Annotated in this window: 10 protein-coding genes; 4 read left to right on the top strand and 6 right to left on the bottom strand. The window is 70.1% G+C overall.

The features are described from left to right. Positions 1-65 precede the first annotated feature (65 nt). From ACLQ3F_RS26330 to rplI, 3 genes are read left to right on the top strand one after another with little or no spacing between them, the layout of a single operon-like run. The gene (locus ACLQ3F_RS26330) at positions 66-602 is read left to right on the top strand and encodes a single-stranded DNA-binding protein (RefSeq protein WP_181518404.1); all 537 of its coding nucleotides are present in this window, start codon (positions 66-68) and stop codon (positions 600-602) included. Further along, on the top strand, positions 602-883 hold the full coding sequence (gene rpsR / locus ACLQ3F_RS26325) for a 30S ribosomal protein S18 (RefSeq protein ID WP_051723758.1): 282 nt from the start codon (positions 602-604) through the stop codon (positions 881-883). The genes ACLQ3F_RS26330 and rpsR overlap by 1 nt, the downstream gene beginning before the upstream one ends. A 14-nt stretch (positions 884-897) precedes the next feature. Beyond that, positions 898-1344, top strand: a complete 447-nt coding sequence (gene rplI / locus ACLQ3F_RS26320) for a 50S ribosomal protein L9 (RefSeq protein ID WP_145778354.1) — start codon at positions 898-900, stop codon at positions 1342-1344. A 116-nt stretch (positions 1345-1460) separates the two neighbouring features. Here the strand turns inward: rplI and ACLQ3F_RS26315 are convergent, their stop codons facing one another. Continuing rightward, on the bottom strand, positions 1461-3005 hold the full coding sequence (locus ACLQ3F_RS26315) for a hypothetical protein (RefSeq protein ID WP_357201845.1): 1545 nt from the start codon (positions 3003-3005) through the stop codon (positions 1461-1463). A 396-nt stretch (positions 3006-3401) separates the two neighbouring features. Here ACLQ3F_RS26315 and dnaB point away from each other — a divergent pair, with 396 nt between their 5' ends. Beyond that, positions 3402-6224 (top strand): replicative DNA helicase, encoded by a 2823-nt coding sequence (gene dnaB, locus ACLQ3F_RS26310; RefSeq protein WP_425852034.1) that lies wholly within the window; start codon positions 3402-3404, stop codon positions 6222-6224. 23 nt (positions 6225-6247) lie between these two features. Here dnaB and ACLQ3F_RS26305 read toward each other — a convergent pair whose 3' ends face one another. From ACLQ3F_RS26305 to ACLQ3F_RS26285, 5 genes are all read right to left on the bottom strand, one after another. Continuing rightward, positions 6248-6928, bottom strand: coding sequence for a maleylpyruvate isomerase N-terminal domain-containing protein (locus tag ACLQ3F_RS26305; RefSeq protein ID WP_425852032.1), 681 nt, complete (start codon positions 6926-6928; stop codon positions 6248-6250). Positions 6929-7032: 104 nt separating this feature from the next. Beyond that, positions 7033-7413: a zf-TFIIB domain-containing protein gene (locus ACLQ3F_RS26300; RefSeq protein WP_425852030.1), complete on the bottom strand. Its 381-nt coding sequence runs from the start codon at positions 7411-7413 to the stop codon at positions 7033-7035. A gap of 22 nt (positions 7414-7435) precedes the next feature. Next, entirely contained in the window at positions 7436-8068 is a 633-nt protein-coding gene (locus ACLQ3F_RS26295) for a phosphoribosyltransferase (RefSeq protein WP_357227162.1), read from the bottom strand. Positions 8069-8109: 41 nt separating this feature from the next. Then, positions 8110-9489 carry a glycosyltransferase 87 family protein gene (locus tag ACLQ3F_RS26290; protein WP_425852029.1) on the bottom strand — a complete coding sequence of 460 codons (1380 nt, stop codon included), beginning with the start codon at positions 9487-9489 and terminating at the stop codon, positions 8110-8112. A 50-nt stretch (positions 9490-9539) separates the two neighbouring features. Continuing rightward, positions 9540-12062, bottom strand: coding sequence for a putative bifunctional diguanylate cyclase/phosphodiesterase (locus ACLQ3F_RS26285; protein ID WP_425852027.1), 2523 nt, complete (start codon positions 12060-12062; stop codon positions 9540-9542). Between the last annotated feature and the right edge of the window lie 261 nt (positions 12063-12323).

The following is a 12323-nucleotide window of genomic DNA, read 5'->3' as shown; positions in this document are numbered from 1 at the left end:
TTCGTCCGGATCAGCCTCCGCGACTCTGTCGGAGGGCTCTGAGAGCCTGTACGACGAGACGCTGAGTGCGCGAGGAGATGGTCATGGCAGGAGACACCACCATCACGGTCATCGGCAATCTGACCGATGACCCCGAGTTGCGGTTCACCCCCTCCGGGGCTGCGGTCGCCAAGTTCCGAGTCGCTTCGACGCCCCGTTTCATGGACAAGGCGTCGAACGAATGGAAGGACGGCGAGCCGCTGTTCCTCGCATGCACCGTGTGGCGGCAGGCCGCCGAGCACGTCGCCGAGTCGCTGCAGCGTGGCGCCCGGGTGATCGTGTCGGGCCGGCTGCGTCAGCGGTCGTACGAGACCCGCGAGGGTGAGAAGCGCACAGTCATCGAGCTTGAGGTCGACGAGATCGGCCCGTCGCTGCGCTACGCCACGGCCAAGGTGCAGAAGATGTCCCGCTCCGGCGGCGGTGGCGGCGGCTTCGGTGGCGGCGGTGGTGGTGGCAACCAGGGTGGCGGCGGAGGCAACTTCGACGACCCCTGGGCTTCGGCCGCTCCCTCTCCCGCGCGTGCCGGTTCGGGCGCCAATTTTGACGAGGAGCCACCGTTCTAATGGCGCCTAGCGCTCGCGATCGCAAACCAGGAGCACGTGCAACGGCCAAGGCTGCGGCACTGCGCAAGCCGAAGAAGAAGGTGAACCCGCTCGACAAGGACGGGATCGCCTACATCGATTACAAGGACACCGCGCTGCTGCGCAAGTTCATCTCCGATCGCGGCAAGATCCGCGCTCGTCGGGTGACCGGCGTGACCTCGCAGCAGCAGAGGCAGATCGCCCGCGCGGTCAAGAACGCCCGTGAGATGGCGCTCCTGCCGTACACGGCCACCACCCGCTGAGAGGAGGCACCGATATGAAGATCATCCTGACTCAGGAAGTGTCCGGCCTCGGTGCCCCGGGCGACATCGTCGAGGTCAAGAACGGCTACGGCCGTAACTACCTGCTGCCGCAGGGCTTCGCGATCGCCTGGACCAAGGGCGCGGAAAAGCAGGTCACGGTTATCAAGCGGGCCCGTGGGGCTCGCGAGATCCGCGACCTCGACCACGCCAACGAGGTCAAGGCTCAGCTCGAGGGTCTCAAGGTCAACCTGAAGGTCCGCGCCGGCGACGGCGGACGGCTCTTCGGCTCGGTCACCCCGGCCGAGATCGTCGACGCCGTCAAGACGGCCAGCGGCCCGGTCCTCGACCGGCGTCGGCTGGAGGTGCCCGGTCACATCAAGTCGACCGGCACCTACCCGGTGAAGATCAAGCTGCACCCCGAGGTGACCGCGTCGTTCAACCTGAACGTCGTTCAGGGCTGACGTCCGCAACACCACCACGAGAGCCCGCACCGAGCGATCGGTGCGGGCTCTCGTGCGTACGTCATCCAACCCGGCAACCCGGGCCACGGCCGGGCGTGCCCCGACCCGCCGACGGGTCACCCGATGGGCTGGCCCGTCACCGCGCTGATCAACACCGTGGAGAGGCCGCCGCCCACCACCGCGGCGGCCACCGCGATGGTCGCCGAGCGCCAGGTCGTACCCACCCGCCGCAGCAGCGCCGCCACCACCAGGCTGCTCACCAGGGCCAGACCGAAGCGCGGCGAACCGGCCAGGAGTGACTCCAGCGCGCGGGACCGGGCGGACTCACACCCGCCCCCGCTGATGTCGGTCACACAACCAGCCGGCGCCTGGCTGTCCAACGTCAACAGCCAAACGAAGATCAGCATCGCCGGCACCAGGTAACAGGCCGCCGTATACAGCAGAGGCCGGACGGACCCACCCGGATCCGGGTCGAGCAGGTCGTCCTCCAAGCGCCGCGCCCAGGCACCCGTGGCCGCCGACTCGACCCGCCGACGTACCGACGCCGTGCCCACCGCCGGCCGGTCCGCCCTACGTCGGGGCGCGCCCGGACGCGGCGCAGGCGCAGGCGCGCTGCGCGGCCGTGGGGCGGTGTATCCCACCACGGGCGACCGGGGCGCCGACGTGGTCGGTTCCATCCAACGCGGGTCGTCATCAGCCAACCGGGTGCCGGACCAGAAGCCGTCCTCCCGGCTCGGCCACCCCTCGGCGGCTGCCGGGCGATCGGAGCGCGGCGCCAGCGTACGGTCCCACTGGTCGTCCTCGATCGCGGACCGCTCCCACTGGCCGGTGCGGTCCGACCGCTCCCAGCCGCCGACACTTTCCACCGCCGACCACTGCCCGCTCAGGTCCCCGCTGTCCGCGCCGGCCGCCGGCGGCCACGCGTGCACGCCCGAGGCGTCCCACGGGTCCACAGCAGGCGGGTACGACGGATCCGGCTCTGCCACCTGCTCCGAACTGCGGACCCACGGGTCGGCCGCCGGACGGGACCAGGACTCCTCCGCCGCACGACGGCTACGCCGGGTGGGACGGCTCGGCTCCTGGTCCGGGACCTGCTCGCTCGGGGGGGACTCCGGCTCCCCGCCCGACCAGATCACCTGCGGACGGCCAACCGGCGCGCGGCGGGGACGCCGTTCCGAGACAGCACCAGAGATTGGCTCGTCCTCGCCGGCGTCGGCCCGTCGGCGGCCGGAATAACCCTGGTCCTGCGGACGGTCGAGCGTCCACTCCCGGGTGTGGTCCGAGTCTGGCGCCGGGCCGATCGCTGTCTGCTCCCGTCGACGCGGCTCGCTGCCCCGCCGCCGACCACCCGACGACTCGGCGGACCGTCGGCCCGCCCCGGAGATCGGCCGCTCGGGCTCGTCCTCGTCGTCGTCCGGTGCCGCGTGCCGACCAGCGCCGTCCGCGTGCCGGACCCCTGACTCCAGCGCCCACCGGGGCAGGTAGGCGTCGACAGGCTCGTCCTGGCCGCGTTCCAACGCACGTCGACGGCTGGAGGTGCGGTAGCGCCCGTCCTCGTCGTACGGATCAACCGGAACAGACGCCGCGCGCTCACTCCACGAGGCGGTTGGCTGGCGCTCGCGCGGGCTGCCATCGCCGCGTCCCCAGTCCCGGTAATTCACGGCCGGAGTGTGACCCTTCTGAACCGAAAGCGGAATCCGCTGTCCAGGTGTAGCCGTTCGCTGGAGATAGTACGGGACGATCGTGTCACAGGCCCGACCGAAATATTCTCCTCCACAGGCTGGGGAGTATGTCTTCGCAGGTCAACGACTTATGGCCGAGAATTCCCCAATGGTTATCCACAGGCTGTGCACACGCTGCGCACATGCTGTCCACCGGGATCCACAGGTTGTCCCGAGGCTCGTCCACCGGCGTTGTTGAGTCTCTGACCTCGGGGTCCGTATGGTTGGCCCTCGACCGCCGGCGATGGCCCCCGATCGACCGGCCCGGTCGGAGGAGAAGTGTCGCACCCCAGCAGTAGAGCTGGGGTTGGATCCGGCGCAGTGGAGGGGGGACCCGTGTCGGTCACCGACGACATGCGGGCAGAGCCACGCTCCGGCGGAGGCCAGCCACCCGCACAGCGGGATGGCCAGTTCGACAAGACCCCGCCCCAGGACGTCGCGGCCGAGCAGTGCGTCCTCGGCGGCATGCTGCTCTCCAAGGACGCCATCGCCGACGTCGTCGAGATCCTCAAGACCAACGACTTCTACCGGCCGGTGCACGCCACCATCTTCGACATCATCCTCGACATCTACGGCCGTGGTGAGCCGGCCGACTCGATCACGGTCGCGGCGGCGCTCGCCGACTCCGGGGATCTGGTACGCATCGGTGGCGCGCCGTACCTGCACACACTCATCGCCAGCGTGCCCACCGCCGCCAACGCCGCGTACTACGCCCGCATCGTCAGCGAGCGGGCGGTGCTACGCCGACTGGTCGAGGCCGGCACGAAGATCGTGCAGCTCGGCTACGGCACCGCCAGCGGCGGCAGCCGGGACGTGGACGACGTCGTCGACCTCGCCCAGCAGGCCGTGTACGACGTCACCGAACGGCGGGTCAGCGAGGACTTCGCGATCCTGGCCGACATGTTGCAGCCGACGCTGGACGAGATCGAGGCGGTGGGCGCGACCGGCGGCATGATGACCGGCGTGCCGACCGGCTTCAGCGACCTGGACCGGCTGCTCAACGGCCTGCACGCCGGACAGTTGATCATCGTTGCGGGCAGGCCGGGTCTTGGCAAGGCGCTCGCGCTCGACACCCCGCTGCCGACCCCGGACGGCTGGACCACGATGGGCGAGGTCAAGGCGGGCGATCAGCTACTGGCTGCGGACGGCTCACCGACCACTGTCACGCACGCCTTCGACGTGATGCACGACCGTCCCTGCTACGAGGTCGAGTTCTCCGACGGCACCGTCATCGTGGCGGACGCGGAGCACCTGTGGAAGACGACCACGCGGGCGATCCGGCGGCAGGAATCGGCGCGGCAGAGGCGGCACTGGCCCGAATCGTCGCTGGCCAATGTGCGTGCGGCACACGAGCGGCTGAGCCCCCTGGGAAACCAGCCGATCACGCTCTTCGACACGATTGAGCAGGTTGGGCCGGAGTTTCGGCATGTCCTGCACACCGTCGCCCGTGAGGTCGGGTCGGTCGGTCGGGTCAGCCGTCCCATCGTCCGCAGCGGCAAGCCACGGAACTGGACTGCACCGGGCTATCCAGCCGGTCCGCTTCTGAGCACGCTTCTTCAACGAGCCGAGCGGGAGGTCAATACCGGTAGCCGGGCTGACCACGACGGCGTCGTCACCACTGCCGAGATCGCGGCCACGCTGCGTACCGAGACCGCCCAGCGGCGGCTCAACCATGCCGTACGGAATTGCGCTCCCATCCAACTCCCGGACCGTGAGCTGCTGGTGCCGCCCTACACCTTGGGAACGTGGCTCGGTGACGGGCACAGCGACGCCAGCCGCTTCACCACGGCAGATCCGGAGATGGTCACGCACGTCGAGGCGGACGGCTTCGTCGTGCGGCCCAGCGGGCCGATGGTCTACACCATTCTGCTGCGGCCCACGTCCGCTGCTCCGGGGAACGGTGTCTGCGTGGACTGTGGCGTTTCCACCAGGGCGTTGCGTGAGAATCCGGCGACGAGGAAGTGTGCCGACTGCCGTCACCGGAACGGTTCCTTCCTGGGGCTGTTGCGTCAGGTCGGGGTAGCGGGGAACAAGCACATCCCGGGCGTCTATCTGCGCGCCTCGGAGGCTCAGCGCAGGGCATTGCTCGCTGGGCTGATGGACACCGACGGGACCGTTGCCCCCTCCGGCAACCTCCAGTACACGTCGACCTCGAAGCGGCTGGCTGATGACGTACGCGAACTCATCGTCAGCCTCGGCTACCGCTGCACTGTCAACGCGAAGCCGGTGCGCGGTCGCACCCCCGAGTCGTCGATCGCGTACACGCTGAACTTCTCCACCCCGGATGTCATCTTCCGGCTCAGGCGGAAGCAGGATGCACACGCCGAACGCCGCCGCACCGCCTCGGATGTTCGAACTGCCTCGCGGTTCATCGTCGACGTCCGGCCGGTTCCCAGCGTTCCGGTGCGGTGCGTGACCGTCGACAACGACGAACATCTGTACCTGGCCAGCCGGGCGATGATCCCTACCCACAACAGCACGGCCAGCATGGACTTTGCCCGAAATGCTGCTATTCGCGCCAACCAGGCCGCGGCCATCTTCTCGCTGGAAATGAGCAAGGTCGAGATCGTCATGCGGCTGCTCTCCGCCGAGGCGCGGGTGCCGCTGCACGTGTTGCGCAGCGGCCAGCTCTCCGACGACGACTGGACCAAGCTGGCCCGATGCATGGGCGAGATCAGCGAGGCCCCACTCTTCGTCGACGACACGCCGAGCATGAACCTGATGGAGATCCGGGCCAAGGCTCGGCGGCTCAAGCAGCGGCACGACCTCAAGATGATCGTGGTCGACTACCTCCAGCTGATGACCTCACCGAAGCGCACCGAGAGCCGCCAGCAGGAGGTCGCCGACCTGTCCCGTGGCCTGAAGCTGTTGGCCAAGGAGGTCGAGTGCCCGGTGATCGCGGTCAGTCAGCTGAACCGTGGCCCGGAGCAACGCACCGACAAGCGACCCCAGCTATCCGATCTGCGTGAATCAGGCTCAATTGAGCAGGATGCTGACGTCGTCATCCTCTTGCACCGCGACGACTACTACGACAAGGAGTCGCCGCGGGCCGGGGAGGCGGATTTCATTGTTGCCAAGCATCGAAATGGTCCCACCGATACGGTGACCGTCGCGGCTCAGCTGCACCTGTCCCGCTTCGTCGACATGGCCATCGGCTGACCGACGCGGCAGCCTGTCGTCGGTCAGCCGAGCAGTGGGAACCAGCCCGCCGACTCACCCAGCTCCAGCCGGTCCCGGTCGGTCAGCGGTACGCGCCCGGTGGCCTTCAGCAGAAAGTCGTTGTCGTCCCACGCGGCGGGTCGAACGGTGTCGTCGCTGAGCAGGCCGTCCATTGTCGCTACCGCGACCTGTACGGCCAGTGGGCCGGGCGGCGGAGCGTCGGGCAGTTCCAGCGTCAGGTCCAGGTGGTGGACGGCGGCCTCGGTGGTCAGGGTGGCGAGGAAGTCCGGTACGCGCAGCACGTGTCCCTGGGTGGTCACGTACCCGTCAGGGTCGGCTGACGCGGCGGCGCGGACCGCGGCCGGGGCGGTGTCCCGCCAGAGTTCGACGATCCTGGTCGGACGGTCGAAGGCGGCAGCCGAGCGGCGGACCCACCAGGCATGGCGGGCAGCCTCGTCGTCGTTGCCGCCGGGAAAGTCGCGCCAGTAGCTCACGTCGTCGACATCCGCGGGGCCGTCGACGGGGCTGGCCAGGGTGATGAGTGCCCGCTGGGCGTCGCCGAGCACGTGCAGAAGCAGGTCGGCGATGAGCCAGCCCCGGCAGCGGGTGGCCTGTTGCAGGCCGGAGTCGTCGAGGCGACCGACCACCGCTGTGATGCCGTCGTACGCCTGGGCCAGCGCCTCGTCCGCTCGGATCGCGGTCATGCGATTGAGCCTCGCACGAAGCGTGGCGCGCGCCAACGATCAATGGCGCGGGCGGTGTGCCCGGGTCGACGCGTGATCGACCCGGGCGGAAGGTCGGCCTGGGGTCAGCCGAACATCTCGTCGAGGAAGCCCTTGCGCTTCTTCTGCCGGTAGTGGCCGTGGTAGCCGTGGTGCTGCTGCTGGTGGCCGTAGGCCGGCTGCGGCGGGTAGCCGTGGGCGGGCGGCGGGGGCGGCGGGACGGCGCCGTAACCGGGCTGGTGCGGCGGGGGCGGCGGGGGTGGGTAGCCGGCCGGCTGTTGCGCGGGCTGCCCCGGCGCGCCTCCGGTCTGTTGGCGGCTCCAGTTGGCCTCCGCCTCGAACAGCTTCTCCAACTCGCCGCGGTCCAGGAAGATGCCTCGGCACTCCCCGCACTGGTCGATGACGACGCTACTGCGTTCGTACTGGCGCATTTCTCCGCGACACTTGGGACAGGTAAGGCTATTCATCGCCCGACGGTACCTGGTGTACCTATGCAGTTGCTGTGAGCGCCTCGGTGACTTCTTCGTCGGTCACCTCGTGGAAGTCGTCGTAGTAGGCGCTGACCGCCCCGAAGTCTGCTGGGCGTTGGGCGCAGACGACCTGGTCGGCCTCGGCGGAGAGCAGTTCGTACGCCTCCTGCGCGCCGACCGGGACCGCGACCACGACGCGGTGTGCCCCGAGTTGGCGGACGACCTCGACGGCGACGCGGGCGGTCGCCCCGGTGGCGAGGCCGTCGTCGACGATCACCGCGGTCCGCCCGGTGAGGTCCACCTGTGGGCGGTCGCCCCGGTAGAGCCGTTCCCGGCGCTCCAGTTCGGCCTGCTCCCGGTGACGGACCTCGGCGATGTCGTCGTTGCTGAGTCGGCTGGCCACCGGGTCGTTGAGCACCTGGACACCGCCCGGCCCGAGTGCGCCGAAGGCGACCTCCCGGGCCCACGGCACGCCGAGCTTGCGGACGACAAGCACGTCGAGTGGTGCGCCGAGCCGTTCGGCGACGACCCGGGCGACCGGCAGGCCGCCTCGGACGAGGCCGAGGACGACGACGTCCGGTTCGCCGATGAGCGCGGTGAGCCGTTCGGAGAGCACCCGGCCGGCGTCGGCCCGGTCGCGGTACGTGGTCATGCCTTCAGGTCTACGCCCTGACGCGCCGTTCCGCCCGGAAGTTAGGCCGAAGTGCTCCGACCGGAGGGTTCGTCGGCAACTGTGGCGGTCGGTGTGTCGACCGGGCGGTGCAGGGCGGGGGCCCAGGCCAGCAGGGCCAACGGGTACAGCAGGTAGCCGAAGCGGGTGGTCGGCATCAGGGCGATGGCGGCGAGCAGCCCGTACCCGCAGATCAGCGCGGTGGCGACGGCGGTGCGGGGCGGGCGGCGGGCGAGCCGGACGGCGATGGCCAGTCCGGCGGCGACCAGCAGCCCGGCGGCGATCAGCCGGCCCGCGGGTAGCGCGTTGGCGATCAGGTAGCCGGGGAACGGGGACTGCGCGGGGCTGGTGACCAGCCCGTGGCCGAGGGGGAAGCGCAGCACGTTCTCGGTGAGGGCGTCGCGGTCCACCAGCAGCGCCGGCAGTAGTGCGGCGACGGGCAGCCCGATCGCGCCGACGGCGACCCGGGTGCCGGCGCGTCGGGTCAGACCCCAGACGATCAGGACCAGGGCGACCGGCCAGGCGAACAACTTCAGCGCGCCGGCGAGTCCGACCGCGACGCCGGCCCGGCCGGGCCGGTCGGCGGCGGCGAACGCGAGGGCCAGCAGGCAGAGCGCGAGTACGGGTAGGTCGTCACCGCCGGTGGCGAGGGTGAGGGCACAGATCGGCAGTACGGTGGCGGCCTGCACACCGCGCAGCAGGGCGGCGTCCCGTCGGCGGGTCGCGGCGTTGGTGGCCTCGCTGGTGGTGGCCTGGCCGGGGGTGGCCTCGCCCGTGGTGGCCGGTGTTCGGCGCAGGGCGGCCACGGCCAGGGCGAGCGCCAGCGCGGTGCCCACCGCGAACCAGACCCGGGAGTCGGTCCACCAGGTGTCGAGCAGCGCCCTGGGCAGGCCGAACATCGCCATGCCGGGCTGGTACGGGGTGTAGCCCATCAGTTGCTCGCCCGGTGGCAGGGCGGCGATGGCGTCCGGTCCGAGGTACGGCGTGCCGTGTTCCAGGAGGCGGCTGCCGGCCTGCTCCACGACCAGCACCTCCTCCTGGGCCCGGTCGGTGCGCCCACCGGCCCGGTCGATGCTCTGCCAGGCCAGGGGCAGCAGTGTGGTGGCGGCCCAGGCGAGACCGGTGACCGCCCAGCGGGCCGGCAGACCGGTCAGCCGGGAGGTTGGAGAGCGTCGACGCAGCAGAAGTTGGGCGATCACCGTCAGCGTCGCGAGCAGGTAGCCGACGGCGGCGACCGCGCCCCAGGCGCGGTGCGGCAGCAGGGTGGACGTGACAGCGGTGATCGCCGCGAAGGTGGCGGACACGGCGTAGAGGCCCAGGTCGAGGGCGAGCCCGCCGGCGGCGTTGTCGAGGGTGCGCCAGTGCCAGCGACTGCGGTGGGCGGTCGGGTCGTCGACGATCACGCGCGACAGTCTGGCAGACCGGGCTGCCCACGCAGCGGGCCGATGCCTGCTCAGGCGGGCAGGTGTGGCAGGCGGTCGGGCCTGGAGCGGCCGGCCTGGCGGCGGTTCTGGCTCAACCGGATCACCGCCCCGGTGTCGTGCAGCGGCGCGGCGAGGGTGCCCGGTCGGCCGCCCGAGCCGCGCTGCATCGCCGCGAGCAGGGTGCCGGACGGCATCGGCCGGGCGAACAGATGCCCCTGGCCGGCGACGCAGCCCAACTCCCAGAGAGCCCGACGCTGCGGCTCGCTCTCCACCCCCTCGGCCACCACGTCCAGGTCGAGGCTGCGACCCAGGTCGAGGGTGGAGCGGATGACGGCCGCGGCCTCCGCCGAACTCTCCATCGTCGTCACGAAACTCCGGTCGATCTTCAGCTCGTGAACCGGGATTCGGGAGAGCAGCGAGAGTGAGGAGTAGCCGGTGCCGAAGTCGTCCAACGCCAACCGGACGCCCTCGTCGCGTAGTCGGCTGAGCACCCGGTCGACCACGTCGAGTTGGCTGAGGGTCAGCGTCTCGGTCAACTCCAGGACCAGCCGGTCCGGTGGTAGGTCGTGGGCGCGGAGGCGAGCCAGCACCGAGCCGGGGAACCGCGCGTCGAGAAGGCTGCGCGGGGACACGTTGACCGCGACCGGTACGTCGAAGCCGGCGTCGTGCCAACTCACCGCCGCGATCAGCGCCTGGTCGAGGATCGCTTCGGCGAAGGCAGGTAGCAGGCCGGACCGTTCCACCGCCTCCAGGAACCGCAGTGGGTCGATCAGGCCGTGGGTGGGGTGGTGCCAGCGGGCCAGGGCCTCGGCGCTGGTCACCTCACCGGTGCCCAGGTCGACGATCGGTTGGAAGTTGACGACGAATTCGTGGTCGGCGACCGCGCGCGGCAGGTCACCGCCGAGGGTGAGGCGCCCGAGGTCGGCGGTGTCGCGGGTCGGGGCGTACGTGGAGATCCGCTGCCCGGCTCGCTTCGCCTGGTACATGGCCACGTCGGCGCGGCGCAGCAACTCGGCCATGCCGCCATTGGACGGGGCGGCGGAGATGCCGCCGCTGGCTTCGACGCTGATGCGCATGCCGTCCAACTCGAACGGCTCGTGCAGGGCGGCGAGCAGCGTCTCGGCCCGGTGCGCGGCGACCGCCGGGGCCGGCAGACCACGCATGAGTACGGCGAACTCGTCGCCGCCGAGGCGGGCCACCAGGTCGCTCGACTGGGCCGCACCTTGTAGCCGGTCGGCCACCTGCACCAGCACCTGATCGCCGGCGGCGTGCCCGAGCGTGTCGTTGACCTCCTTGAAATGGTTGAGGTCGATCAGCACCAGCGCGGTCACCCCTTCGGCATGGCGGGTGCTCAACTGTTCGGTGCCCTCGTCGAGGAGGTGCCGGCGGTTGGCCAGGCCGGTCAGCGCGTCGTGCGAGGCCGCGTACGCGTGCTCGTCGGCTACCCGGGCCAGTTCGGCGTACGCCTGGGCGTTGCGGACGGCGGTGCAGAGAGCGGAGGCGAAGGTGCGCAGGGTGTACTGCTCCCGTTCGGAGAGCTGCACCGGGCCGCGGAAACGCAGTCGAAGCATGCCGACGTCGACTGTCCGGTCATGGCCCTCCAGCGGTGCCGGGACGACCGTGCCGTCCACGTCGGTGGGCGTGCCGGGAGGGCCGTCGAAGGTGATGCCGCCGGTGCCGCCGCGTACGGTGCGGCTGCCGTCGCTCAGCTCGATCTCGACCTCGTCGGCGGAGAACAGCTCGGCGGCCTGGGTGACGGCGGTGGTGAGGACGTCGTCGAGGTCGACCACGTTGAGCGCGTCGGTGGTGCGGGCAAGCCGCTGCCACGCCTGCTGCTCGGTGCGGCCTCGGATGCGCGCGGAGTAGGCCAGGTGCAGGCTCAGGACCAGGGGTGGCACGGCGAGCAGGAGCCGAGGGTCCATCTGGAGGGTGAGCAGGGTCAGGGCCGCCACCACGAACCGGACCGCGTAGCCGGCCAGGCGAAGATCCAGGTTGCTGCGGAACTGGGTCGGAATTCTGGTGCCGGAGGCGAGCGCGATCACGGGGATCGCCAGCAGTTCGTCGAGGAGGGCAGCGACAAGGTAGGCGACCGCCAGGATCCCGACCAGCTGTGGGGCCTGCATGGCGGGCCAGGTCCAACCGAGCAGCGCGAAGGCGGTGCCGGCCCCGGCCGCGACGAGGATGTTCTTGCCGACGCCGAAGGCCAGCTTGATGGGTGGAAGACGGGCCGAGGCGATGGTGATGCCGATGCAGGTGCAGAGGACCACCCACGGAACGGGGGCAATGGCAGCCGCGATGACGATCGCCGCCTCGCTCCAACTGATCAGGTGCACCGTGGACCGCACACGTACGCGGGTCTTGACGAACGCACCCAAGGCGATCATGGCGGTCAGCGTGACCAGGGTCGCTACGTCGGGTGTCGGAGCCTCAGCCGCGGGGAAGGTCATTCTCAGGGAGGCGAGAGCAACGATCGTGGCCGCAACGACGAGGAGACCGACGATCAGCCGTAGCCGTCGATCGGTCCCGTCATCGCGTCGTTGTGAAGAGGCCACGCAACTCCTGGATTACCTCGCCTGTCGTACTCGTAACCATATCGCCGGGCGTTGCGGAAGTCCCGCATCGATGTCAGCCCCACTCGTTTCCGCGCATTTCACCCACCCTCTCCTTCGTACGGTGTCGGGCTCTGTTGGCGCCGACCCTCTACGAATGGAGCTTAAATGGGGTTAGCCCTAGTTAGGGACGATAAATGTCGTTATCCTCAACATTAGTTAATCCTGTACGGATAAGTGACATTCTGTTTGCGTTCCGGTGCG

This window comes from Micromonospora sp. DT15 (genome assembly GCF_049841475.1).
In the GTDB taxonomy this organism is placed as follows: Bacteria; Actinomycetota; Actinomycetes; order Mycobacteriales; family Micromonosporaceae; genus Micromonospora.
The sequence above is the reverse complement of the archived record's forward strand: the minus strand, read 5'-3'. Positions and strand labels throughout refer to the sequence as shown.